19 protein-coding genes are annotated in these 24452 nt (G+C 66.1%); 11 read left to right on the top strand and 8 right to left on the bottom strand.

The window, feature by feature from the left end; all coding sequences use genetic code 11:
- Positions 1-17 precede the first annotated feature (17 nt).
- From ASE67_RS03760 to ASE67_RS03725, 7 genes are all read right to left on the bottom strand, one after another.
- A protein-coding gene (locus tag ASE67_RS03760; RefSeq protein ID WP_156348502.1) for an IS3 family transposase occupies positions 18-1138 on the bottom strand; the annotation gives its coding sequence in 2 pieces (ribosomal slippage) (positions 18-889 and positions 889-1138; 1122 coding nt in all).
- 263 nt (positions 1139-1401) lie between these two features.
- Entirely contained in the window at positions 1402-2415 is a 1014-nt protein-coding gene (locus ASE67_RS03750; RefSeq protein ID WP_156348501.1) for a DUF1861 family protein, read from the bottom strand.
- Entirely contained in the window at positions 2415-3473 is a 1059-nt protein-coding gene (locus tag ASE67_RS03745) for a glycoside hydrolase family 130 protein (RefSeq protein WP_200922151.1), read from the bottom strand. The genes ASE67_RS03750 and ASE67_RS03745 overlap by 1 nt, the downstream gene beginning before the upstream one ends.
- 9 nt (positions 3474-3482) lie before the next feature.
- Positions 3483-4322, bottom strand: coding sequence for a carbohydrate ABC transporter permease (locus ASE67_RS03740; RefSeq protein ID WP_055756839.1), 840 nt, complete (start codon positions 4320-4322; stop codon positions 3483-3485).
- Positions 4319-5200, bottom strand: a complete 882-nt coding sequence (locus ASE67_RS03735) for a carbohydrate ABC transporter permease (RefSeq protein WP_055756837.1) — start codon at positions 5198-5200, stop codon at positions 4319-4321. Before ASE67_RS03735 ends, ASE67_RS03740 begins: the two co-directional genes overlap by 4 nt.
- A complete protein-coding gene (locus ASE67_RS03730) occupies positions 5197-6480 on the bottom strand; it encodes an extracellular solute-binding protein (protein WP_082456923.1) in 1284 nt (427 codons plus the stop codon). The genes ASE67_RS03735 and ASE67_RS03730 overlap by 4 nt, the downstream gene beginning before the upstream one ends.
- A complete protein-coding gene (locus ASE67_RS03725) occupies positions 6477-7748 on the bottom strand; it encodes a hypothetical protein (RefSeq protein ID WP_055756833.1) in 1272 nt (423 codons plus the stop codon). Before ASE67_RS03725 ends, ASE67_RS03730 begins: the two co-directional genes overlap by 4 nt.
- Before the next feature lie 136 nt (positions 7749-7884).
- Between ASE67_RS03725 and ASE67_RS03720 the strand changes: the two genes are divergently transcribed.
- The 5 genes from ASE67_RS03720 to ASE67_RS03700 all read left to right on the top strand — a co-directional run bounded on the left by ASE67_RS03720 (position 7885) and on the right by ASE67_RS03700 (position 13711).
- On the top strand, positions 7885-8961 hold the full coding sequence (locus ASE67_RS03720) for a LacI family DNA-binding transcriptional regulator (RefSeq protein WP_055756832.1): 1077 nt from the start codon (positions 7885-7887) through the stop codon (positions 8959-8961).
- Positions 8958-10034 (top strand): ABC transporter ATP-binding protein, encoded by a 1077-nt coding sequence (locus tag ASE67_RS03715; protein ID WP_055756830.1) that lies wholly within the window; start codon positions 8958-8960, stop codon positions 10032-10034. The genes ASE67_RS03720 and ASE67_RS03715 overlap by 4 nt, the downstream gene beginning before the upstream one ends.
- Positions 10035-10175: 141 nt before the next feature.
- Positions 10176-10361, top strand: a complete 186-nt coding sequence (locus ASE67_RS03710) for a hypothetical protein (RefSeq protein WP_055756828.1) — start codon at positions 10176-10178, stop codon at positions 10359-10361.
- A gap of 56 nt (positions 10362-10417) precedes the next feature.
- A complete protein-coding gene (locus ASE67_RS03705) occupies positions 10418-10837 on the top strand; it encodes an ASCH domain-containing protein (protein WP_268795350.1) in 420 nt (139 codons plus the stop codon).
- 354 nt (positions 10838-11191) lie between these two features.
- A complete protein-coding gene (locus ASE67_RS03700) occupies positions 11192-13711 on the top strand; it encodes a TonB-dependent receptor (protein ID WP_055756825.1) in 2520 nt (839 codons plus the stop codon).
- Here the strand turns inward: ASE67_RS03700 and ASE67_RS03695 are convergent.
- Entirely contained in the window at positions 13681-14973 is a 1293-nt protein-coding gene (locus ASE67_RS03695; protein ID WP_055756823.1) for an MFS transporter, read from the bottom strand. The two genes, ASE67_RS03700 and ASE67_RS03695, sit on opposite strands and share 31 nt — an antisense overlap.
- Before the next feature lie 64 nt (positions 14974-15037).
- Here ASE67_RS03695 and ASE67_RS03690 point away from each other — a divergent pair, with 64 nt between their 5' ends.
- The 6 genes from ASE67_RS03690 to ASE67_RS03665 all read left to right on the top strand — a co-directional run bounded on the left by ASE67_RS03690 (position 15038) and on the right by ASE67_RS03665 (position 24439).
- Positions 15038-16180, top strand: coding sequence for an ROK family transcriptional regulator (locus ASE67_RS03690; RefSeq protein ID WP_235511781.1), 1143 nt, complete (start codon positions 15038-15040; stop codon positions 16178-16180).
- Between the two features lie 86 nt (positions 16181-16266).
- The gene (locus tag ASE67_RS03685; protein ID WP_055756820.1) at positions 16267-18768 is read left to right on the top strand and encodes a TonB-dependent receptor; all 2502 of its coding nucleotides are present in this window, start codon (positions 16267-16269) and stop codon (positions 18766-18768) included.
- On the top strand, positions 18762-19706 hold the full coding sequence (locus ASE67_RS03680) for a glycerophosphodiester phosphodiesterase family protein (protein ID WP_235511780.1): 945 nt from the start codon (positions 18762-18764) through the stop codon (positions 19704-19706). The genes ASE67_RS03685 and ASE67_RS03680 overlap by 7 nt, the downstream gene beginning before the upstream one ends.
- Positions 19707-19822: 116 nt before the next feature.
- Positions 19823-20989, top strand: coding sequence for a mannonate dehydratase (gene uxuA, locus ASE67_RS03675; protein ID WP_055756818.1), 1167 nt, complete (start codon positions 19823-19825; stop codon positions 20987-20989).
- A 112-nt stretch (positions 20990-21101) separates the two neighbouring features.
- Positions 21102-21437, top strand: coding sequence for a hypothetical protein (locus ASE67_RS03670; protein ID WP_055756816.1), 336 nt, complete (start codon positions 21102-21104; stop codon positions 21435-21437).
- A 65-nt stretch (positions 21438-21502) separates the two neighbouring features.
- The gene (locus ASE67_RS03665) at positions 21503-24439 is read left to right on the top strand and encodes a TIM-barrel domain-containing protein (protein ID WP_235511779.1); all 2937 of its coding nucleotides are present in this window, start codon (positions 21503-21505) and stop codon (positions 24437-24439) included.
- Positions 24440-24452: the final 13 nt, after the last annotated feature.

Raw genomic sequence — 24452 nt, 5'->3', positions numbered from 1 at the left:
TGACGTGCTCCCCATTTTCAGGCCGTTGATAAGTTAGCTTCGGTGTCCTCATGCCCGTGGCTGGGGCGGTTCGTGAACTCGGCGGGCGCCATGCCGCCGAGGCTGCTGTGCGGACGCACGGTGTTGTAGTCCGTCCGCCATGCATCGATGATCCGTCTCGCTGCAGCCAGCGAGGGGAACAGGTGCTCGTTCAGGCATTCGTCGCGCAAGCGACCGTTGAACGATTCCACAAACCCGTTCTGCTGCGGCTTGCCCGGAGCGATGTAATGCCACTCAACGCCGGTGTCCTGGCACCAGGCAAGAACAGCATGACTGGTCAGTTCGGTTCCGTTGTCGCTGACCACCATGCACGGCAGCCCGCGGCGCTCGGCGATGGCGCTCAACTCGCGGACGACACGCCGGCCTGACAACGAAGTGTCGACGATGCACGCCAGGCACTCCCGGCTGTAATCGTCGATCACGTTGAGCAAGCGGAACCGCCGGCCGCAGGCCAATGCATCCGATACGAAGTCGAGCGACCAACGCTGGTTGGGTTCCTGCGGGATCGCCATCGGTGCCCGCGTGCCCAGCGCCCGTTTCCGACCGCCGCGCTTGCGCACCGTCAGCCGCTCTTCGCGATACAGCCGATACACCTTCTTCAGGTTCATGCCCTTGCCTTCACGCCTGAGCAGGATCGCCAGCCGGCGATAGCCGAACCGGCGACGTTCGTTCGCGATCTCGCGCATCCGCTCGCGGACAGCATCGTCCTTCCCGCGAAGCGGCTCATATTGCCATGCCGACCGGTTGACCCCGATCAGCCTGCAGGCGCGACGCTCGGAGAAGCCGTGGTCGGCCATCAGCTTCTCCACCGCAGCGTAGCGATCCACAGACCGGGTCAGTTTTTTCCCAGCAGATCCTTCAACGCCGACACGTCCAGCATCGACTCCGCCAGCAGCTTCTTCAGCCGACGGTTCTCATCCTCAAGCGTCCGTAACCGTGCTGCCTCCGACACGGTCATCCCGCCGTATTTCGCCTTCCAGTTGTAGAACGTCGCATCGCTGATGCCGTGCTTCCGGCACAGTTCGGCGGTCTTCACGCCGGCCTCATGCTCACGCAGCACGCCTATGATCTGATCCTCGGTAAAACGGCCTCGCCGCATCGCTCGTCTCCATCTGACGAGCTAACTTACCAGTGGCATGATTCCCGGGGAGCACGTCAGGACGCTCTTCCGATCTGCAGCACGCCTATGATCTGATCCTCGGTAAAACGGCCTCGCCGCATCGCTCGTCTCCATCTGACGAGCTAACTTACCAGTGGCATGATTCCCGGGGAGCACGTCAAACATTATGAAGATCGTCAGTTGCGGAGGAGTATTCACTACATAAGATCGCCGCCGGATAGGATACCGGGATAATCGCCAAGTCACCCCCGACCGGATTTTCGGATCACCATCGCGCCATCGGTGACCCTGAGCAGGTCCGGCGTCTCCGAAACGAACCGCCGGTCGGCCAGCGGCACGTCGAAGGGATAGGCGATGTCGACCCAGTGCGCCTCGGCATCCGAGGTGCCGGCATAGAATCGCGTCACGTCGCCAACCTGTTCGATGCCGGAAGAAAACACCACATCGATCAGATCGGGCCGCTTCGCCGCACCGGGGCCGAACTGTCCGCGCCCGGCAATGACCTGCAAATCGCGCCAGTGTCGCGTGGCAGGGTCGAAGATGAAGGCAAGCGCCACGTAATGACGCGCGCTGTACATCGTGTCGTCCTCAAACCACGCGGCGTGCGCGATCAGCCCGATTTCACCATTTGCCAGCAGATGCGGTTCGTTTACGCCGCCCCAGTCCAGTGGGTGGAACATGTCCGTCAACATTGGTGCGGTGTCGATCGCTTCCACGGTCAGTGCGGCGAGCGAAGGCACTTCGGTGTAGCCGATCGTGCCGCGGCCGCCTTTGGCCCCGCGGGGCCGGGTGAATACCGCGACCCGTCCGTCGGCCAGTTCGCACAGGCGGATGTCCTTCATCCCCAGCGGCCCGGCGAAGAACGGTTCGAGGGTGAAGATGTCGGCCCCGCGATAGAATACCGTCCACCATTCGGGCAGCCCTTCGCCGAAGCGCACCTCGACCCCGCCGAACACCAGTTCGCCGCCGATGACGGTGACGAACGGATCCTGCAACGCGAAGCGCGGGGCGTCGGGGATCGGGTGCCAGATGCCGTCGCGTTCCTCGAAGAACACGGCCATCGAATGTTCGCTGTCGCGCGGTTCGACCCGTCCGGCGATCACCCGCCGCCCGGCGGAGGCGAACGGTGCGGAAATATTATAGACGTCCAGTCCGTCGACCCCGGCAAAGTGTAGCCGCCGGGTCTCCCCGCTGGGCGGGGCACTCGCAAAGGCGTCGTAGCGGGTCCGGACGCGCGGAATTTCGGTCTGGTGCATCATACCCCCATCGCCTGCCACAAGGTAGCGAGCGGCACGGTGCCGAGCGCCATCACCCGGTCGGCCGCGCCGTAATAGACGCGCAATTCGTCGCCGACGATCAGTGCGCCGCAGCTGAACACCACCGAGTCGAAAAAGCCGGTAACCTCATATGGTTCGACCGGCTCCGCCAGCGGCTGCGCCAGGCGTGCACGGACGATGCGCGGGTCGTCGAGGTCGAGCAGCAGCGCGCCGAGGCTGTAGCGCTGTTCGGCGTCGACGCCGTGGTAGATTTGCAGCCACCCGCGATCGGTCTCGATCATCTGCGCGCCGCCGCCGATCTTCATCGCCTCCCACCCGGTGCCGCTGCGGCCCGCCAGATGGTGGTGGTCACCCCAGTGGAGCAGGTCGGGCGACTTGGCGATCCAGATTTCGGGCGTGCCGAGATGGAGCGGGGCGGGGCGGTGCAGGCACCAGTAATGGTCGCCGATCCGCCGCGGGAACAGGCACACGTCGCGATTGTCGGGGGCATGGATGATGCCGATCCGTTCGACGCTGGCGAAATCGTCGGTCACCGCCAGCGCGGTGGCGATGCCGAGATCGGAGACGGCGGTATAGTTGATGTACCAGCGCCCCTCGATCGCCGTGATCCGCGCATCCTCGCACCCGAAGCGTTCGCTGCGGTTGGCCGGAAACAGGAACGGGGCGTCGCCGACCGCGAAGGTCGCGCCGTCGGTGCTGCGGGCGAGGCGGAGATGCGACAGCGAGGTCAGGAACACCTCGCGCGGGTCGGCACACGAGCGGACCATGCGCGGGTCGCTGAAGTCATAGGCCGGATCGTCGCGGCGGAAGCTGCGCGTGGTGCACTGCCATTCGCCGCCTGCCTCCTCCAGCAGCGGGACGATCACCAGGTTGGGGTCGTCGGCGACGACGCTTTCGGCGACCCGGACCAGCAGGATCGTTTCGTCTCCGAACCGGGTGACGCCGGCGTTGAACGTGCCGTCGATCCGCCAGCCCGGACGGCTTGGGGCAACCGTTTCGGGCGCGACGATGGGGTTGCGCGGATGGCGCTGCAGCATGGGGGCGTCCTATTTGAGCGAGAGCGACATGCCCTGCAGGAAATGCCGTCGGAAGAGGAGGAAGAGCAGGACCAGCGGCAGCGTCTGGAGCACTGCGCCGGCCATCACCGGCCCGGCATAGCCGCCATATTGCTTGCTGAACGTCGCCAGCAGCACCGACAGCGGCATGCGGTCCGTGTCGGAAATCGCGATCAGCGGCCACAGGAAATTGTCCCAGGTGCCGGTGAAGGTGAACAGTGCGACGATGGCGATGATCGATTTGTTCAAGGGCACGACGATCTTCGTCACCGTCTGCCACAGGCTGGCGCGATCGAGCCGGGCGGCGTCGAAATATTCCTCGGGCATGGTCCGGAACGACTGCGACATCATGTAGATGCCCCAGCCCGACATCATCGATGGCAGGATCAGCGCCCACAGGCTGTTGAGCAAGCCCATTTCCTTGACGAGCACGAACAGCGGCAGGATGAACATGCTGGTCGGGATGATCATCTGCAACAGCAGGAAATCGCCGAACAACTTACGCCCCGGAAACCGCATCCGCGCGAGCGCAAAAGCGATGAAGCCCGAGGTCAACAGCACCGAGGCGGTCACGGTCAGCGTCACCAGCGCGGAGATGCCGAGCGCGCCGACGAACGGCCGGTCGAGTTTGTCCGCCGTTTCCAGCAGAAAGGCGAAATTGTCGAAGGTGAAATCCCCTTCGAACAGGCCGGTGTTATAGATCTGCGCGGCGGGTTTCAGCGACGCGGCGACCATCCACGCGAAGGGATAGAGCCAGGTGAGCGCCAGCGCATAGATGGCGATCGTCGCCGCCCATCCCCCCAAGCTGCGTTTGGCAAGGAACGCCTTCATGCCAGCACCACCTTTCGTTCGAACAGCCGCCGGGCGAGCTGTACCAGGCCATAGGTGACGAGCGCGACGAGGATGCTCATCATCGCCGCATGGCTGGGTTGCAGCCGGCGGAACGCGGTTTCGTAGATCATCATCTGCGGCGTCGACGTGCTGTCGCTGGGGCCGCCGCCGGTGATGATGAACGGTTCGGTGAACAGCCCGAACGACACGAGGATCGCAAAGGTCAGCACCATCATCAGCTGCGGGTTCATCATCGGCAGGGTAATGCGCGTCAGCCGCTTCCACGGGCCAGCATGGTCGAGCCGGGCGGCATCGTAGATTTCCTTCGGGATCGCCAGCAGCCCCGAATAGAGGATGAGGCCATAATAGCCGACGAACTTCCACGCGACGACCAGCGCGATCGCCAGCATCGCCAGCGTCGGATCGTTGGTCCACGGCACCCGCACGCCTACGTACTCGAACAGCATCGTGTTGAACGGCCCGGTCGAGCTGAACACCTTCGCGAAGACCAGCGACAGCGCGACGCCCGACGACACGTTGGACAGCAGGAAGCAGAGCGCCACGAAAACCTTGCCGCGCCCGACATGGCGGAGACCGAAGGCGACGACCAGCGCCCCGCCAAACGCGATCGGCAGGTAGAAGCCGAGGAAGCGCACCACGTTCCACAACGCTTGCAGGAATTGCGGGTCCTGTAACGTCGTCAACAGGTTACGGGCACCAGTGAATACCGGTTCGTCGAAAAAGCGCCACTGGGTGACCGACAGCTTCGCCAGCCAGAAGAAGGGATAGGCCCAGAAGACGGCGGTGAAGAGCAGATAGGCGCCGGCCAGCGACAGCCCGACGATGGCTTCGCGCGACAGGGGTTCGCGTGTCCTCATGCCGCCGCCTCCAGCATCCGGTTAGTTCGTGCGACCGTATCGGCCAGCGCCTCGGCGGGCCTTGCGCTGCCCAGCATCAGCGGTTCGACGAGGCGCGCGCTCATGATCTTCTGGATATCGATGGTCTGTTCGGACAGGGCCGGCGGCCGCGCGGTCGCGACATTGGCGGCATAGGCGCGGGCAATGGCGTTGCCGCGATAATAATCGGCAAAGGCGGGGTTGGTCAGCAGATCGTCGCGCGCCGGGGACAGGCCGGTGCGTTGCAGCCACAACAGGTTCAGCGCCTCCTCGCCCAGCACCCACGACAGGAAAGCGAAGGCTTCGCGCTGTACCCGGCTGCTGCGAAAGATCACCGCGCCCTTGCTGTCGGAAAAGGTGGAGGCGGGGGCGTCGCCGACCGCGGGGGCGATCATCGGGCCGACCGCGATCCGCGCCAGCGTCTCGGGATAGATGTTTGCGAACCGTTCGACATCCCATGGGCCCCGCACCGCGCCGGCGGCGAGGCCGGAGATCAGCGGCTCCTCGGCATCGAAGTCGAGTGCGGTCCAGCCCTGTCGGTACATGCGGTCGACGAACCCGGCGGCCTGTCGTCCGGCGGCGTTGTCGTAGAGCGCGCGATTGCCCGCCAGATAGGGCTGCCCCTCGCTGGCGGCGTAATAATAGGAGATGAAGTCGAACCAGCGATCCTGCCAAGCGCGGCCGGCGATCACCTGCATCCCGTAACGCGACTGGCGCACGGCATAGCATTCGCAAAAGCGGTACACATCGGCATAGGTCGCGGGCGGCGCGCCAAGGCCATGTTTGTCCAGCAGGTCGGCCCGCCACCACAGCAGCGTCGGGCTGGAATAGATCGGCAGCGCCGCGACGCGACGGTCCTGCGCCCATCCGGCCATGATCGACCGCATGTGCCGCCGCTCGACCAGCGTGTCATAGCCGGGCATCGCAGCAAGGTCGGCGACCTGTCCCAACGCGGCCAGCTGCACCGCGAACCCCGAAAAGACATTGGTGCACAGGTCCGGTTCGGTGCCGGCGACGAGCGCCGACAACACGGTATCTTCAGAGTTGCCGGCGGTGGGGATGGTGGTGAATTGCACCGGAAGACCAAGGCGTGCGGCATTCCATTTTGCCACGGCGACCTTCCAGAAACTCTCCTCGGCCGCATTGGGCGCGATCCACAGCAGGATGCGGTCGGTGCGCCGCTCCGCCGCCTGCCGCCCGCAGCCGGCGAGCAGCGCCGCGCCGCCGAGTGCCATCAGGAGAGTCTCGCGCCGGGTCGTCATGGCAGCGGCGTTCCGGCCAGCGCGGTCAACGCGAACAGCCCCTCGATCGTCGATTCCGCGCCGGAATTCGGGTTGATCCGGGTCGGGCCGACGATGCCGTCATAGGTCCGCCCGGTGGCGGGGTCGTAGACCGGGCGGCGCGCGTCGTTTCGCCCGGCGAACCAACGTGCCAGTTGCATGGCGGTGGTGCGATAGCGCGGCTGGCCGGTCTGGCGGTACGCTTCGGTCGCGGCGAGGATCATCGGGGTCAGGCCATAGGCGATCTGCGGATAACGCTGTTGCTCGCGCAGCGTGTAGCCCTTGGCGGTCTGCGACAGCGTAAACGACGACCGCATCCCGCTGCGCAGCAGATAGGGATAGAAATGATCGATTTCGCGCAACCCGCTGTCGATGAAGTCGCGCCGGCCCAGTGCCTTGCCGGCGCGGAGCAGCGCATAGGCCTGCGCATTGCCCCAGGCATGCCAGCTGTTGCGCCAGCTCAGATGCGCGCCGTGCGGAAAGCGCTTCGCATCGCCCGCCTGCATCGCGACCAGCCCGTCGCCGATCCGGCCGATCAGCTTGGCGGTCGCCGGATCGCGGGTGCGGGCATAATGCGGGAGCAGTCCAAGCAGCGCGGTCGATCCGGCGTCGGCCCCGGACTCGAGCGGTAGCCAGGTGGGGATCGTCAGCCCCTCGACCATCGTCGTACCACGCGCGGCGACCGGCAGGTCGCGCGTCAGGTTTGCGACCAACCGGTCGGCCGCCGCGCGGGCGCGCTGCGCGGTGTCGGGGGCGAGATGGGGCAGCGCCGCCTCCAGTCCCCATAGCGCGCGCAGCGACCACCAGTTCAGCTCGGCCAGCGAGGTGCGATACTCGCGGTTGATCCGCCCGTCGCCCCACAGGAAATTGTAAAAATAGCCGTTGTCCGCCTGCATGTGCAGGACGAAGCGGGTCAGCTTCTCGATCTGGTGGCGCCGCCTCGCGTCCGGATTGCCCGCGGACAGCAGCACGATCCCGCGTGCCACATCGTCGACGCAGGCATAGCCTTCGCGCGGTTCGATGGCGAAGCGATAGTCGGGCGCCTCGCTATAGATATGCAGGATGCCGACCCGTTCGCCGCCCAGGTCGCGTTCGGCATACAGATGATCGAAATGGGCGAAGTTGACGCGCGGCGCGACCTGCTCGGCGGACGGCGGCGTCTGCGGCCGGGCGAGCGCCGGAACGGGCGTCGCGACCAGGGCGAGCGCCAGCAGGAGGGCGGAGCGGGGGGTATTCGGCTTGGCGGCCATGCGATGCGGTCGCTCCTCTCCATCACCCCCTTTTACCGGGCGGCGTGTTTATCGTTAAACATTGGCGGTTGCGGCTGTCAACCCATCGGGCTAGGCAGGGCGCAGGACGGTGGAGCAACCACCCGGAGAGGATGCCATGGCCCGCGCGAAACGCGCCACGCTGAAATCGATCGCAGCCGATCTGGGCGTGACGCACACGTCGGTGTCCAATGCGTACAACAACCCGGCCAAGGTGTCGAAGGACCTGCGCGACCGCATCCTCGCCCATGCCGCGACCGTGCATTACGAAGGACCGAACCCGGCCGCGCGGTCGCTGCGCACCGGGCGGTGCGGCGCGATCGGCGTGCTGTTCAACGACCAGCTCAGCTATGCCTTTACCGACGCGCACGACATCGCGTTCCTGCGCGGGATATCGTCGGTGTGCGAGGAGGAGGGGGCGAACATCGTCCTGATCCCGCTTAACAACAAGCATCCGGAACGATTGGATACCCTTACCGCGATCGTCGATGGCTACATCCTCAACGCGCCGTACAGGAGCCATCCGACGATCCGCAAGGCGCTGTCGCGCGGCCTGCCGACCGTGGTCGTCGATTTCGACGCGCCGCAACTGCCGAGCGTCCTGACCAACGACCGCGAGATGATGCGCAGCGTTGTTTCGCACCTGATCGAGCTCGGCCATCGCAATATCGCCATCGTTACCTTTCCCTGGTCACAGGATCATGGCGAACTGTTCGCGCTGGACCGCGATGTGTCGGACGAAAACCATGTTGTCCACGAACGCGTGCTCGGGTGCCGCGATGCGTTCGACGCCGCCGGGGTGCCGGCCGGCGGGATTCTGGTGTGCGAGACGCCCAATGACGAGGAAGGCGGCGCGCGCGCGGTCGACCGGTTGCTCCGGCGCCAGCACGACCTGACCGCAATGGTCTGTTTCTCCGACCGGCTGGCGTACGGGGTAATGGCGCGGTGCGACGCGCTGGGCCTGTCGGTGCCGCGGCGGATGTCGGTGACCGGCTATGACGGGATCGACCCGCCCGGCCGCCCGCGCGAGGGGCTGCGGCTGACCACCGTCCGGCAGAACGCCGTCGAAAAAGGCCGCCGCGCGGCCGAGGCGTTGCTGCGCGAACCCGGCAAGGCGGGATCGCCGATCCGCATTGCCGCCGAATTCGTCGCGGGCGACAGCAGCGCCGCCGCATGGGAGCTGGAGATCGAATGAGCGCCTTGCAACTGGAGGGACTGACCAAATCCTATGACGGGATCGACACGATCCGTGGCATCGACCTGGACGTCGCGGCCGGCGAATTCGTGGTGCTGGTCGGCTCGTCGGGGTGCGGCAAGTCGACCGTCCTGCGGATGATCGCCGGGCTGGAAACGGTCAGCGGCGGCCATATCCGCATCGGCGGCCGCGACGTGACCCGCGTGCCGGCGTCCGACCGGGGCGTGGCGATGGTGTTCCAGTCCTATGCGCTCTACCCGCATATGACCGTGCGCGAAAATCTAAGCTTCGGCCTGAAGAACATGCGGGTCGCGAAGGCGGATATCGCGCAGCAGGTCGCGCATGCCGCACAGGTGCTGGAACTGGACGCGCTGCTCGACCGGATGCCGCACCAGCTGTCGGGCGGGCAGCGGCAGCGGGTGGCGATCGGCCGGGCGATCGTGCGCAACCCGGAGCTGTTCCTGTTCGACGAACCGTTGTCCAACCTCGACGCCGACCTGCGGGTGCGGATGCGGCATGAACTGGCGGCGCTGCACCGGCGGCTGGGCGCGACGATGATCTATGTCACGCATGACCAGGTGGAGGCGATGACGCTCGCCGATCGCCTGGTGATCCTCGACAAGGGGCGGATCGCGCAGGTCGGCACTCCGTTGGAGGTGTATGACCGGCCCGCCAACGTCTTCACCGCCGGTTTCATCGGCAGCCCGCGCATCAACCTGTTCGACGCGGTAGTGGTGGCGCGTGAAGGGGCGATGACCCTGTTCGAGATGGCGGGTGGCGTGCATGTTCCCTCGGCTCGCGGTGCGGCGCTGGCGGTCGGAGACCGGGCGACGCTGGGGCTGCGGCCCGAACATATCACCTTGGCCGGCGGCGACGACGCGATCGTGCTGACGATGGCGATCGAGGCGGTCGAGGCGCTGGGCCATTCCACCTATCTCTATGGCGTGCTGCCGTCGGGCGATGCGTTGCGGGCGAAACTGGACGGGCATCATGCCGTCGGCGCGTCGATCACGCTTCATGCCGATCCGGCGCGGATGCTGGTGTTCGACGCGGCCGGACAGGCGGTGATTTGAGAAAAACGCGCTGAAACGTCCGAACTAGGCGATCGGTTCCCGATTAACCAATTGCTAGCGGCTGCCCGCTATGATTTAGCCGCGCCAGGCGGTGCGTCGGGGGGCGCATCCGCCCGAAGCAGGCAAAGGATGTAGCGGGCAATGGTCGAGACGGCAGTGTTCACATATGGGTTGCTGGCAAGTTTCGTTTTGTCGGCGGCGTCGCACAATCAGCGTGCCGAGCGCCCCAATCCGCCGATCATGAATTATATCGGCTATATCCTGCTGGGCATGTCGGCGGCGGCAGCGGTGTTGCTGACCGGTTATGCGGTGTGGGCGCTGCTCTGAGAGCATAGCGGGGCGGCATTGCGAGTGCCGTTCCCCTCGCCGGTTTGATCCAGGGAGTGCCTCTCATCAGGTTGCAGGACCTCCCTCCCGCCGACTGGCAGAGCCTTGAGCGATTCTCCTTCGGCGATACTCCCGCGCTTGCCGATGCCCTGTGTGAGCTTGTGATGTGCGGCCGGAAGACGGCGACGTGCTGGTCCGCCGCCGATGGGCAGCAGACCGAACCCGGACGCCGATCCATTGTATGCGACGGGAGCGGACAGCCGCGGGCCATCGTCGAGACGGTCAGCCTTCGCATGGTCCCGTTCAACGCCGTTTCCGAGGATTTCGCCCGCAAGGAGGGCGAAGGGGACCTGAGCCTGTCCTATTGGCGACAGGAGCATCGGCGCTTCTTCGAGGGGCTGGGCCTCTATTCCGGGACGATGGACCTCTGGTGCGAGGAATTCGAAGTCGTCCATGTGTTTCCGGCAGGCGGATAGCCTCCCCGGCGCGTCGAGCCGATCCGGTCCGGCGGTCTAACCCGCCCCATCTTTACGGTACGCCAGCGCACAACATGGCTTGCCGCCCGGTAGGTTGATCGTTAAACCTAGCCCATCTTCCGAGATAATGGCCGCACGAACGGCCGCGAACCGGAAGCGATAGGGAGAGGATACGGCATATCACCCGTAAAGCGGTTCCGCCTGCTCAGCCTGGCCGGCTCGGCCATTTTTCTGACCACCACCCCGGCGGCGCTGGCGCAAACCCCGCCGCCGACGGCCCCGGACGGTGCGGTACAGGATGCCGCGACCGCAACCGACGATGGCGAAATCATCGTCACCGGCCTGCGCGAAAGTTTGCGCCGCGCGACGGATATCAAGCGCAATGCCGACAATATCGTCGATTCGATCGTCGCCGACGATATCGGCAAGCTGCCCGACCAGAATATCGCCGAGGCGATCCAGCGTATTCCCGGCGTCACCATCTCGCGCGACAATGGCGAGGGGCAGTTCATCACCGTGCGCGGGCTGGGGCCGGCGTTCAGCACCGCGCTGTATAATGGCCGCATCCTTGCGACCGAAAATCAGGGGCGCGAATTCAGCTTCGATATCCTGCCCGCCGAACTCATCAACCGGGTCGATGTGTCGAAGACGCCGACCGCGTCGCAGATCGAGGGCGGGATCGCGTCGACGGTCGACATGTACACCGCGCGTCCGTTCGACTTCAAGGATGGCAAGGTCGCGCTGTCGGCACAGGCCAATTACGACAAGCTGCGCGGGCAATTCTCGCCGCAGTTTTCGGGGCTGGTCAGCAAGACCTTTGGCGGCGGCGATTTCGGCATCCTCGGCGCGTTTTCGTATATTGACCGCACGATCGAGGGGAAGCGCATCTTCACCGACGGGTGGGAAGCGAACCAGAATCTCGATCTGAACAAGGACGGCACGCCCGAGTTTCGCGGCGTCTCCATTCCGACCTATGTCGAATGGGGCACCAACCGCACCAATCGCAAGCGCATGTCGGGCCTGCTGACCGCGCAGTGGCGGGCGAGCGACGCGCTGCTGCTGACGCTCGACGGGCTGTATTCGAAGCTGGACGTGAACGACGATAACAAGGTGTTCTTCGTCTATGGCGGGCCGGGTGACGTAACCGCTGCCACGGTCGACCGGAACAATACCGTCACCAGCTATACCGGCATCGCGTCCGGCCCCATGTTCACCAACCAGATCCGCCCGCGCCTTGCCACTACCTATCAGGCGGGCGCCAATCTGGCGTGGACGCCCTCCGACCGGCTGACCGGCACGCTCGATTTCTCCTGGTCGAAGGCGAAGGACGATACCGGCGGGAACCAGGCGTGGTTCGAGAGCAATCTGGCGACGCCCAGCTATTCGCCCGCTGCCGTGAAGTTCGCGATCGGGCCAACGGGCATGCCGGTCTATACGGGCCTCGGCAACATCCTCGACACGTCGAACGCGAAGGCCGGGTTCCTGACCTATGAAGGCGTCAGCGTCGAGGACGAGATTTATCAGGGCAATGCGAACCTGAAATGGAACGTCGACAGCGGCATCGTCCGGCGGATTTCGGGGGGCGTGAACGTTTCCGACCGCAAGAAATCGCGTTTCTCGTTCAAGACGCCCGATGCGCTGCAATGCCTGTATTGCGGGGCGGGGGTGTCGATCCCGTCGAGCGTGTTCACCGGGACGGCCGATGCCACCAACTTCCTCGGCACCGGCATGTTCGATAGCGCCTATCCAACCTATTCGGCCGCCGATCTTGCCAAATATCTGCTGAGCGATGCGGCGATCAACCAACTGGCCAATCCGGCGGCGGCGCGTGCGGCGCTGGCGGCCAATGGCGGCGGCTTCGGCGTCATTCCGGTGCCGGGTAACAGCGGGTCGGCGCAGGAACGCACCATCGGCGGCTATGTCGAGGCATCGTTCGGTGGCGACTTCGGGTCGCGGCCATGGAGTGGCAATATCGGGCTGCGCTATACCCGCACCGACGTCACCTCGCGCGGGGTCGGGCAGGAGATTCTCGACATCACCACGCCGCCGGGCGGGGGCGATCCGATCGTGAACCTGTCGAACCCCCAACCGATCACGGCCAAGGGGTCGTACAGCCAGTGGCTGCCCAGCGCGAACTTCAAACTCGACGTGGCGCAGGACCTGGTGTTCCAGGCGGCGGTTGCCAAGACGCTGACCCGCGCGACGCTTTCGGACCTGCTGCTCATCCGCAACATCAACCCGCGCCCGCGCGAACGGGCGATCACCGACGGCAATCCGGGTCTCGAGCCCATGATCGGGTGGAATTACGATGCGGCGCTGACCTGGTATCTCGACCGGTCCAGCTATCTGAGCGTCGCGCTGTTCGCCAAGGATTTGAGCAACATCTCTGAATCGACGACGACCACGATCCAGGTGCTCGGCCTCGATTTCCGGCGGACGCGGCCGGAAAATATCGGCAGCCGCAGCTACAAGGGTATCGAGTTTTCCGGCCAGTATACCTTCACCGGGCTGCCCGCGCCGTTGGATGGGTTGGGGGTGCAGGCGAACATCAGCCTCGTCGATCCCGATGCGACAACGTACAACGCCGTCGCCTTTTATGAAAAGGGACCGCTCCAGGCGCGTATCGCGTATAATTACCGCAATGCGTACCAGCAGACCGAGCAGGGTAATCGCGGCCAACCCGTCAATGTCGACGGCTATGGCATCTGGGACGCAAGCATCAACTATGCGCTGAACGACAAGGTTACGCTGTTCGCGCAGGGGCTCAACCTGTTCAACGAAAAGACGTTTCTCTATTCGGTCTACAAGGAGCGGGTGATTTCGTTCGAGACCTATGGCCCGCGCTATGCGCTGGGGGTGCGGCTGAACTTCTGATCGGGCGGCGCGCGGAGAAACCATAGCGCCAGCAGGCACCCTGCGACCGGGAGCAACAGGACGCTGCCCGCCAGCAGCGACCGGTCGGCGGAACCTGCCATCGGGGACGCCGTCATCGTGACGATCGTCGCCGAGAGCAGGTTGCCGACCGCGGCGGCGCCCTTCAGCACGGCGAGGAACAGGCCGACCGGGGTTGCTTCGTCCGTGGCGGCTTCACGGGCGGGGCGCTGTACCGCAAGCGTCAGCATCGCCCAGATCGCGATGTTCATCGCGGCGAGTGCACTACCGAGCAGCAGGAGCAACAGCGTCCCGCCGATGCCGCGCGATCCGATCATCAAGCCGACCATCGCGACGACCGCCACGCCATGCCCGATCCGCGCGATCGCGGCCGGAGGCAGGCGGCGGGACAGCGCCATCCAGCCGGGCAGCGACAGCGACTGGCCCAGCGTGATCGTCGCAAGTGCGGGCCCCGCCCAGCCCGCATCCTGATGGACCGCCTGTCCGAAGAAGGGGAGCGTGCGCAGGAACAGCGGCACCAGCCCGGCCTGCACCGCGATGACCAGCAATGTCCCGCGAAACGGCTGGTGGGCCCATAGCCCGCGCAGCCTGACCAGCGGTGACAACGCGTGTGGCGCACGGGTCCGCCCGCCCAGATGCCGCGTCGCGATCAGCGCGGCGGCCAGCGTCACGGCATAGAGCGCACCGCCGATCACCGCGCCGCTCGCAAAGGCGTCCTGCCGTGCGGCTGCACTGGCCGGCGCGAGGCTCCAGGTGGAGGCGAGCGCGACGAGGCCCGCGCCGCACGCGCTGAAAATCAGGCGGTAGCCCGACACCGACGTCGCATCGGTGGGCGTCCGCGCCACCCGCACCAGCAGCGTATTGTGCCCGACATCGCACAGCGAATAACCGATGCGGCACAGCAGGATCGCCCCGGCGATCGCCAGCGGCCGGTCGAGCGCGAAGACCAGCCAGAACCCGATCGCGCACATCGGCGCACCCATGACGATCAGGCGTCCCAGCCGGTCGCCGCCGCCATGCGCATCGGCCCATAGTGCGATGCCAAGGTCGAACAGCGCGTCCCACAGCATCGCCGCCGCCAGCAATCCCCCGGCCAGCAGCGGGGGCAGCCCGGCGATGGTCACCAGGTAGAACAGCATGAAATTATCGAAGCTGGTCCACACCACGCTCTTGCCCAGATTGCCGACACTGTACCCGATCTTGGTCGGCAGGGACGATCGGGAAGGGGCGGCGGCACGCTGCATGGACCCGGCCCCTACCGGCCGGCGATTTCATTTATTTGACACGCTGCAACTATATCGCGGCCGGATGACCCGCCCGAACCGACCGCCGATCCCGCTGAGCGAGCCACAACGTCGCCTGCTGATGCAGTTGCGGATCGAAGGGGCGGCGCCGCGCACCCGGCTGGCACAGGCGCTGGGGATGAACGGGGCGTCGGTGACGCGATTGACGCAATCGCTGCTGGCGCTGGACCTGATCGAGGAACTGGAGACGCCGGAGGCGGTGGCACGCGGGCGACCGATGGTGCCGTTGACCGTATCGGGGCGGGGCGGCTGGGCGATCGGCGCGACGCCGCATCTCGGCTGGCTGGAACTGGTGCTGGTGGATTTCCGGGGGCGGCCGCTGGTCCACGACACGACGCCGTTCGACAGCCCCGATCCGCGTGTCTTTGCGCAGGTCGTCGAGACACGGTTGCAGGCATTGGCAGCGACGCACGGTTTCATGCGCGGCAAGTTTCTGGGGCTGGGGGTCGCCGTGCCGGGCTATGCGTTGCCGGGCGATCGAAACCGCCGGGCGGTGGTCGACCGGCTGGCGGGATGGGACGACGTGCCGCTGGCCGACATCATCGGCGACGCGCTAGGCATGCCGGTCTGGATTGAGAATGACGCGAGCGTCGCGGCGCTGGCCGAATATTACCAGGACGGGATCATCGGTCGCTATCGGTCGGTGCTGACGCTGTTTCTGGGGCATGGCGTTGGCGGCGGGTTGATCGCCGAGCGCGACCTGTTCCTGGGCGAACATGGCAATGCCGGCGAGGTCGGTCGGCTGTTTCCGGGGCATGACGCGCGGCCGTCGGGGATCGACCTGCTCCGGACCCTGCGCGAGGCGGGGATCGATGTGGATTCGCTGGCGGACATCGATGCGCTGATGGAGACGCACCGCCCGGTGATCGACCGCTGGACCCGGCGGGTGATCGAACAGCTGGAACAGGCGGTGCTGAGCGGTATCGTGTGGCTGGACCCCGGCGCGATCATCCTGTCGGGTGCCTTGCCACTGCGATTGCTCCAGACGATCGCTGCGGGGCTGGACGAGATCGGTCGGCACCGCGACGAAAACTATCGCGCCGCGCTGCCGCCGGTGCTGGCGTCGCCGATCGGGAGCAAGGCGGTGGTGATCGGCGCGGCGATGATCCCGATCCACGCCGTCACCGCGCAACACACCCCGCTGTGAGCGGGCGATTTAATTGCGTGTAAGCAAATAAAACTGTCACGCAACGCGACCAAGGGGCCTCCATCGAAATGACCGGGGGTTTACCAATGCACACCAGTTTCCACGGGGGCGTCGCGCTTGTCGCGCTGCTCGTCAGTACCCAGCCCGCCTTCGCGCAGACCGCGCCGGCGGCACCGACCACCACGGCCGAAGCCGCCGACGATGCGCCGCCTTCGGACATCATCGTCACCGGCTCCGCCCGCCAGCAGCGCCGGTTCGACGTATCCTATGCGGTCAATTCGCTCAGCCAGGCCGAAATCCAGAAAATCGCGCCCAAGAGCACGACCGACCTGATCGGCACGCTGCCCGGCATCCATGCCGAGGCGACCGGTGGCGAGGTGCAGAACATCACCCGCGTGCGCGGCATCCCGACCGATCGCGGGTTCCTGTATTACCAGCAGGACGGCCTGCCGCTGTTCCAGGAGCTGGACGGCTATTTCTTCAACCAGGGCGACGGCATGAACCGGCTCGACCTGATGACCGACCGGATCGAGGTCGTGCGCGGCGGTCCGGCGCCGATCTATGCCAGCACGGCGGCGGCGATCGCCAACGTCATCACCGTCTCCGGCACCGCGACCACGCGGGGCAAGGCGCAGCTGACGCTGGGCGATACCGGCCTCTATCGCCTCGACGCTTATCAGGCAGGGCCGGTGTCCGACGACACCTATTACGCGGTCGGCGGTTTCCTGCGCCATCATGACGGCTATCGCGATTCGGGCTTTCCATCGGATCGCGGTGGGCAAATCCGCGCCAATATCCGGCATGACCTGTCGAACGGGTTCGTGAAGCTGTCGGGGCAATATACCGACGACCACAATGTCTTTTACCTGTCGATCCCGACCGCCGATCCGCGCGATCCGTCGGTCAGCCTCGACAAATATATCGACTATTTCAACGGCACGCTGAACAGCCCGTCGTTGCGGCAGGTCAACATCAAGTATCGCGACGGCGCGGGCGTGATCCAGAACCAGCGGGGCGACCTGGCCAATGGCCGGCACCTCCGCTTCGGCAACGTCGCGCTGAATTACGAGGGGGATTTCGGCGACTGGCATGTGTCGGCCAAGGGCGGCGTGACGCAGGGCAAGCTGCATTTCGACGCCTTCTATTCGACGTCGAACCCGGTCGACGCGACGACGTTCGCCAACAACTTCCGTGCGGCGGCAACCACCGCGTTCGGTGCGAATGTCAGCCGGCTGGGCTACAGCGTCGCTGCGACCAACGGTGCGACCGCCTATGATCCCGCCGCCGATTCCGGGCTGGTGATGCAGGCGCAATATCGGTCGATCGAGAACGACTTCCATTCGACGCAGGGCGACCTGTCGGTCACGCGCAAGTTCGACACCGGCTTTGGCAGCCACGACCTGCGTGCCGGCATCTACACGTCGTTCTGGGGCCAGAAGACGTTCAACGCGTATCAGAACCTGCTGGTCGAGGTGAAGTCGCGGCCGCGCACGCTGGACCTCGCCGCCTATGACGCCGCCGGCAACGTGCTGGGCTTCGTCACCGACAGGGGCGCGCTGGCGGAAGCATCGACCTTGGGCGGCGGCGCGGCCGACGGGCAGCTCGTCGCGCTGTACGGCACCGACACGTGGGACGTTACCGACCGGCTGCGCATCGATGCCGGGCTGCGGCACGAATGGTACAGCTATGACGGGTTCGGGCGGATCGCGGCGAACTATAATCTGGGCGATCCCACCACGCTGGCCGACAACAGCACCCGCGGGTTTACCGGCGCGATCGGTACGCTGAAGCTGAAGCAGCAGGCGACCAACTGGACGATCGGTGCGAATTACGACGCGCCCGGCAACATCGGCGCGTATCTGCGCGCGTCGCAGCTGGAGGTGCCGCCCAACACCACCATCACGCTCACCTATCCGACCGCCGCGATCGTATCGACCAAGGCGAAGCTGTATGAGGCGGGCGTGAAGTTCGCCGCCGGGCGGTCGTACCTGTACGTCACCGGTTTCTACACGAAGTTCGATCCGCTGAACGCCAGCTTTGCCGCGTTCAACCCGGCGACCGGCCGCGCGGACCAGGTGACGAACTTCATCGGCACCGCCGAGACGAGGGGGCTGGAGGCCGATGGGCAGCTGCGCGTCGCCGGGCCGTTCTCGCTCGCCGGATCGGTCACGTTCCAGAACCCGCGCTACCTGAACTTCAGCAGCAATACCGGCGCCGATGGCAGCCGGGCGAGCGGGAAGCAGATCATCCGCGAGCCCAAGCTGTTCCTGAACGTCCGTCCGACCGTCGACCTCGACGTGGGCGGGGCGGCGGTCAGCGTCTATGGCCGCTATGATTATGTCAGCCGCCGCTATACCGACTTCTTCAACAGCACCGCGCTACCCGCTTATGGCGCGTTCGGTCTTGGCGGCACGGTAACCAGCGGCGATTGGCAGGTGCAGGTCGTCGGCGACAACATCACCAATGCACACGGCTTTACCGAAGGGAATACGGCGGGCGACCGTTTCGGACAGGGCGTGCCGACCGCGATCTTCGGACGGCCGCTGTTCGGGCGCAATTTCCGCCTGATCGTGAGCCGCAAGTGGTGATCCGGTCGCTGATCGCCACGCTGGCCGCCTGTGTCGTCGCTTCGGCGGCACAGGCGGCCCCGGGCGACACCATGCGCCGCATCGGTGACCCCAGGGGCGGGATCATCGCGATTGCGCATCGCGGGTGCCATGCTGCTGCTCCCAAGCGCGGCCTTGGCACCGCGCCCGAAAATTCGCGGGCGGCGCTGCTGCGCTGTGCGGCGATGGGCGTCGAGGTGATGGAAACCGACGTCCGGCGCACCCGCGACGGGTATCTGGTGATGGTCCATGACGAAGGCGTCGACCGCACGACCGATGGCAAGGGGCGGGTCGCCGACCTGACGCTGGCCCAGATCCGCGCACTGCGGCTGCGCGAGGATGAAGGTGGCGCTGATGCGCGGCTGACCGACGAGTGGGTGCCGACGCTGGACGAACTGCTGACGCTGGCCAGGGGGCGGGTGGTCCTGAACCTCGATGTGAAGGATGCGATCTATGCCGAGGTCGTCGATGCCGTCCGCCGGTCGGGTGCCACCGATCGGGTGATCGTCAAGACCTTTGCCGGGATCGGGTCATCGCCGCTCGCGCCAATGGCGCCGTACGATCGGGTACCCTTTGCAATCATCCCGATCACCGGCGCGCCCCAGGCGGTCGACGTGCCGGCGATCATCGTCGCGCAGGCGCGCGGGCCGCGCAAGCCGATCGCGGTCGAACTGCCCCGCCTGCCGCTGGCGACGTTGCCCGCCAGCGTAGCGGCGGCGCGGCGGGCCGGCATGACGGTGTGGGTCAACACCCTGTTCGAAGGCTTCGTCACCGACCTGGGCGGCGATGTCGAGGCGGCGCGCGATCCCGACGCCATATGGGGTCGGCTGGCGGACAGCGGCGTGCGCCTGATCCAGACCGATGCGGTCGAGGCGTTCATCGACTGGCGGCAGCAGCGGAGCCGATCCATGCGCCGATAACGACGCAGGACATGAACGATGCAGGACAGGGGCGCCCATGCGGCGTCCCTGTCTTTTCGCCACGCCCGCCGCGCGCTACGCCGCGTATCGCCCGGTGGTTCGAAAGGCGAAGACCCATGTTGATGACCCAGACGATGCGGTGGTTCGGCCCGAAGGACCCGGTTCGCCTGCGCGACATTCGCCAGGCCGGCGCGACCGGCATCGTCACCGCGCTGCACGATGTCCCGAACGGTGCGGTCTGGGAACGCGACGCGATCGCAGCCCGCCGGGCGATGATCGTCGCGGCCGGTCTGGAATGGCGGGTGGTCGAAAGCCTGCCGGTGGCCGAGGGGATCAAGACCCGCTCGGCCGACTGGGACCGGCTGATCGACCATTACAGGCAGAGCCTGACCCATCTGGCGGCGTGCGGAATCGATGTCGTCACCTATAATTTCATGCCGCTGCTCGACTGGACGCGCACCGACCTTGGCTGGGAATTGCCCGATGGCGCGCGGGCGTTACGGTTCGATCCGGTGGCGGTGGCGGCATATGACCTGTTCATCCTGCGCCGGCCCGGCGCGGCGGCCGATTATCCGGAGGCGATGCGCGCGGCGGCCGAGGCGCGCCATGCGGCGATGGATGCCACCGCGCAGGGAGCGCTGGAGCGCACGATCCTTGCCGGCCTGCCGGGCAGCGAGGAGGGGTTCACGTCCGCGCAGTTCCGGAGCGCGATCGAAACCTATACCGGGATTGATGCAGCCCGGCTGCGCGACAACCACGTCGCATTTCTGGAGGCGGTCTGCCCGCTCGCCGATACGCTGGGCATCCGGCTGGTCGTCCATCCCGATGATCCGCCGTTTCCGATCTTCGGCCTGCCGCGTGTGGTCAGTACCGAGGCGGACGTCGCCGATCTGTTCGCGCGGGTGCCCCATGGATCGAACGGGCTGTGTTTCTGCACCGGATCGTTCGGCGTGCGTGCCGACAACGATCTGCCGGGCATGGTCGACCGGCTGGGCAGCCGTATCGGTTTCCTCCACCTGCGATCGGTCCAGCGCGAAGCGGGCGGTGCGTTTCACGAGGCGGACCATCTGGGCGGCGATGCCGACATGGCGGCGGTGATGGCGGCGGTCCACCGGCTATCGCTGCGCGAGGGGCGCAGTATCCCGATGCGCCCTGACCATGGCCACCAGATGCTCGACGATCTGCACCGGATCACCAATCCCGGCTATTCGCTGCTCGGGCGGATGCGCGGGCTGGCGGAGTTGCGCGGTCTGGAGCGTGGCATCGCTTATCGGGGCGGGTAGCCGGGACGCCCCGGCCGTCTGCGCATCGCGGCGCCTGGGGCAGCAGCTTTTCATAGGACGCGGCGGATTGCTTCGCTACAGGCGGGGCACATCAAGGCAGTCAGATCGAACCATGGCACGACGTTCCAAGCAGGACCCTTACGACCACCTCCCGCAGGAGGACGACGCGCCGCCCGCGCCGGTCCCATGCTGGCTGTGCGGACGCCCGACCGGCAAGACCATCGTCTGGCACCATCCGGTGCCCAAGAGCCGCGGTGGTCGCGACGTCGTGCCGATGCACCCGATCTGCCAGCAGACGGTGATCTCCAACTTCACCAATTCCGAATTGCAGCGCCATGGCATGGATGTGACGGGCCTGCTGGACAATCCGAACGTCCGCAAATTCGTCGATTGGGTGGCAAAGAAGGACCCGGACTTCACCGCGACGATCACCAAGAAGCAGCGCTGATCGCCCCCTTGGCATTCCGCCCCGCTGCGATAGGATGTATTATCTTATAAAAAGGGGCGGGGATGATGATCGGTCGAATGGCACAAGCCGCGTTGCTGGCGGGCGCGATGCCCGTGGCGATGGTCGGCGGGGGCGTGGCATGGGCCGCGGCGGCGGTGACGGCACCGACCGGACTGGATGCGAACGGGCATCCCAACGCCGTCCCGACCCTGCCATCCGGCGCGTTCGGACATGTTCGGCTGCAGAACGGCGTGCAGCTGCGCGTGAACGGGGTGGTGAAGACGATCCTGTTCTATGGTCCGGCGACGGTACGGATCAACAGCAATGCCGGGCGTAACCACTGGACCGCCCGCAGCCTGGTCGTGCTCCCGCCGCCGGCAGATGTGCCGTTCACCGTGACCGAGGCGGCAGGGACCCTGACCATCGCGACCGCCAGATTGCGGCTGTCGGTCGACAAGCGCAGCGGGGCGATCAGCTTCTTCGATGCGGGCGGCAAGCTGTTCACGCGGGAAGATGCCGCGCAGCCGCAAACGGTGAAGCCGATCACGATCGCCGACGCGCCGACTTACGAAGCCGAAAACCGTTTCGCGTTGCGCCCGGACGAGGCGATCTATGGCTTTGGCTTTACCGACGACGCTACGATCAACCGCCGGGGCACGGCGCTCGACCTGGTGCAGACCAATATCGGGATCATCATTCCGGTAATGGTGTCCAGCCGCCGCTACGGCGTGCTGTGGGACAGCTATTCGCACATGCGCTTCGCCGACGATGCGCGTGGCACGCGGTTGTGGGCGGAAAGCGCACCCGGCGGGGTCGATTATTATTTCATGGGCGCCGACACGATGGACGGGGTGGTCCAGTCCTATCGCACGCTGACCGGTGCCGCGCCGATGGTGCCCAAGCAGGCGTTCGGGCTGTTCATGAGCAAGGAACGCTATCCCACGCAGGACCGGCTGCTGGAGGTGGCCGAGACGTTTCGCCGCGAACGCTTCCCGCTCGATTACATCGTGCAGGACTGGCAATATTGGGGCGGCAACGACGGTAGCTGGAGCGGGATGACGTGGGACAAGACCCGCTTCGCCGATCCCGAGCGCACCATCAAGCGCATCCATGACCTGAATCTGAAGCTGATGGTGTCAATCTGGCCGTCGGTCGGCAACGATACCGCATTGGGCAGGGAGCTCGACCAGCACGGGCTGCGCTTCGCACCGCTCCACTGGATATCGAAACAGGCGCGGATCTACGATGCGTTCAGCCCGCTTGGCCGGCAGATCTATTTCAAGCATGCCAAGGCCGGGCTGCTCGACAAGGGCGTCGATGCGCTGTGGATGGACGGGACCGAGGTGGAGGTCAGCACCGCCATGCACGATGCGAAGGCGGCGGTGACCGATATCAAGTCGCTGGGCCGGAATGCGCTAGGCGATTTCTCACGCTACCTGAACGTCTATTCGCTGATGACGACGCAGGGCACCTATGACGGGCAGCGCGCGAGCAGCGACAAGCGGGTGCTGACGCTGACCCGATCGGCGTGGGCAGGGGCGCAGCGCACCGCCGCCGCGTCGTGGTCGGGCGATACGCTGGCCAGTTGGGAGACGCTGCGCCATCAGGTTGCGGGCGGGGTCAATGTGACGGTGACCGGCAACCCCTATTGGACGCAGGATACCGGCGGCTTCTTCGTCGGGGGCTATGGCGGCGGGCATCGCAACCCGATCTATCGCGAGCTGTTCGCGCGCTGGTTCCAATATGCCGCGTTCAATCCGTTGATGCGGGTCCACGGCACGGACATCGAACGCGAGCCGTACCTGTTCAAGACGCTCGATCCGCAGGTCTATGCCTCGCTCCTCGGTGCGGTGAACCTGCGCTATCGGATGCTGCCCTATATCTATGCGAACGGCTGGCAGGTGACGGCCAACGGCTACACGCTGATGCGGCCGCTGGCGATGGACTTCCCCGACGATGCGCGGGTCCATTCGGTCAACGATGCCTTCATGTTCGGCGGGGCGCTGCTGGTCCATCCCGTGACGCGCGCGATGTACCGGCCCGAACCCGAACCGGCGACGACCGTCCCGGCGAGTGCGCTGACGACGCCCGACGGGCAGCCGGGGCTGGCCGGCACCTATTTCGCCGACACGGGCTTCGGGAAGCCGGTCGGCAAGGTGATCGACGCGACGATCGACAAGCGCTGGCCCGCGCCGCCGCTGGAGGCAATGCCGCCGGGCCTTAACAAGCTCGACGACTTCTCGGCCCGCTGGGAAGGGATGCTGGAGGCGCCGGAGGACGGCGAATATGAGCTGGGCCTGCAGGGCGACGATGGCGTCCGCCTGTATGTCGACGGCCGCAAGCTGATCGAGGACTGGGCCAGTGGCCGCTCGCGCTACAGCAGCGCGAAGGTGACGCTGCGCAAGGGGCAGCGCGTGCCGGTCAGAATCGAATATTATCAGGGCACCGGCGAGCGCGACCTGCGCTTCGCGTGGCGGCGGCCGGCGGAGCTGCGCGCGGCGGCGGTGAAGGCCAGTGGCGGGCCGGACCTGTCGGTGCGAACCTATCTGCCCGCGGGGGGCTGGTATGATTTCTGGACCAACGAACGCCTGACCGGGGGGCGTGATATTGCGCGCGACGTGCCACTGGACATCGTGCCGCTCTATGTCCGGGCCGGGGCGATCCTGCCGCTGGGGCCGCCTCAGCAATATGCGACGGAAAAGCCCGACGCCGCGTATGAAATCCGCGTCTATCCCGGCGCGAACGGCGCGTTCACGCTGTATGAGGACGATAACGAGACCTATGCGTATGAACGCGGTGCGCGTGCGACCTACACGCTCGACTGGAACGATGCGCGCCGGACGCTGACGATCGGCGGCCGACAGGGCAGCTTTCCCGGCATGACCGCTACGCGCCAGCTGAAGCTGGTCCTTGTCCGTCCCGGCACGCCCGGCGGCACCGCCGACATGCCGGCGACGCGGACGGTGAACTACACCGGGCAGCCGATGACGGTACGATTCTAGCGCTGCCGGACGG

Origin of the sequence: Sphingomonas sp. Leaf23 (assembly GCF_001421585.1) — a bacterium.
In the GTDB taxonomy this organism is placed as follows: domain Bacteria; phylum Pseudomonadota; class Alphaproteobacteria; order Sphingomonadales; family Sphingomonadaceae; genus Sphingomonas.
This window is presented reverse-complemented; position numbering and strand designations above follow the sequence as displayed.

Coding starts and splice junctions, on each gene's coding strand:
- ASE67_RS03750 (WP_156348501.1), bottom strand. CDS start 2,415: ATGCACCAGACCGAAATTCCGCGCGTCCGGACCCGCTACGACGCCTTT.
- ASE67_RS03745 (WP_200922151.1), bottom strand. CDS start 3,473: ATGCTGCAGCGCCATCCGCGCAACCCCATCGTCGCGCCCGAAACGGTT.
- ASE67_RS03740 (WP_055756839.1), bottom strand. CDS start 4,322: ATGAAGGCGTTCCTTGCCAAACGCAGCTTGGGGGGATGGGCGGCGACG.
- ASE67_RS03735 (WP_055756837.1), bottom strand. CDS start 5,200: ATGAGGACACGCGAACCCCTGTCGCGCGAAGCCATCGTCGGGCTGTCG.
- ASE67_RS03730 (WP_082456923.1), bottom strand. CDS start 6,480: ATGACGACCCGGCGCGAGACTCTCCTGATGGCACTCGGCGGCGCGGCG.
- ASE67_RS03725 (WP_055756833.1), bottom strand. CDS start 7,748: ATGGCCGCCAAGCCGAATACCCCCCGCTCCGCCCTCCTGCTGGCGCTC.
- ASE67_RS03720 (WP_055756832.1), top strand. CDS start 7,885: ATGGCCCGCGCGAAACGCGCCACGCTGAAATCGATCGCAGCCGATCTG.
- ASE67_RS03715 (WP_055756830.1), top strand. CDS start 8,958: ATGAGCGCCTTGCAACTGGAGGGACTGACCAAATCCTATGACGGGATC.
- ASE67_RS03710 (WP_055756828.1), top strand. CDS start 10,176: ATGGTCGAGACGGCAGTGTTCACATATGGGTTGCTGGCAAGTTTCGTT.
- ASE67_RS03695 (WP_055756823.1), bottom strand. CDS start 14,973: ATGCAGCGTGCCGCCGCCCCTTCCCGATCGTCCCTGCCGACCAAGATC.
- ASE67_RS03690 (WP_235511781.1), top strand. CDS start 15,038: ATGACCCGCCCGAACCGACCGCCGATCCCGCTGAGCGAGCCACAACGT.
- ASE67_RS03685 (WP_055756820.1), top strand. CDS start 16,267: ATGCACACCAGTTTCCACGGGGGCGTCGCGCTTGTCGCGCTGCTCGTC.
- uxuA (WP_055756818.1), top strand. CDS start 19,823: ATGTTGATGACCCAGACGATGCGGTGGTTCGGCCCGAAGGACCCGGTT.
- ASE67_RS03670 (WP_055756816.1), top strand. CDS start 21,102: ATGGCACGACGTTCCAAGCAGGACCCTTACGACCACCTCCCGCAGGAG.
- ASE67_RS03665 (WP_235511779.1), top strand. CDS start 21,503: ATGATCGGTCGAATGGCACAAGCCGCGTTGCTGGCGGGCGCGATGCCC.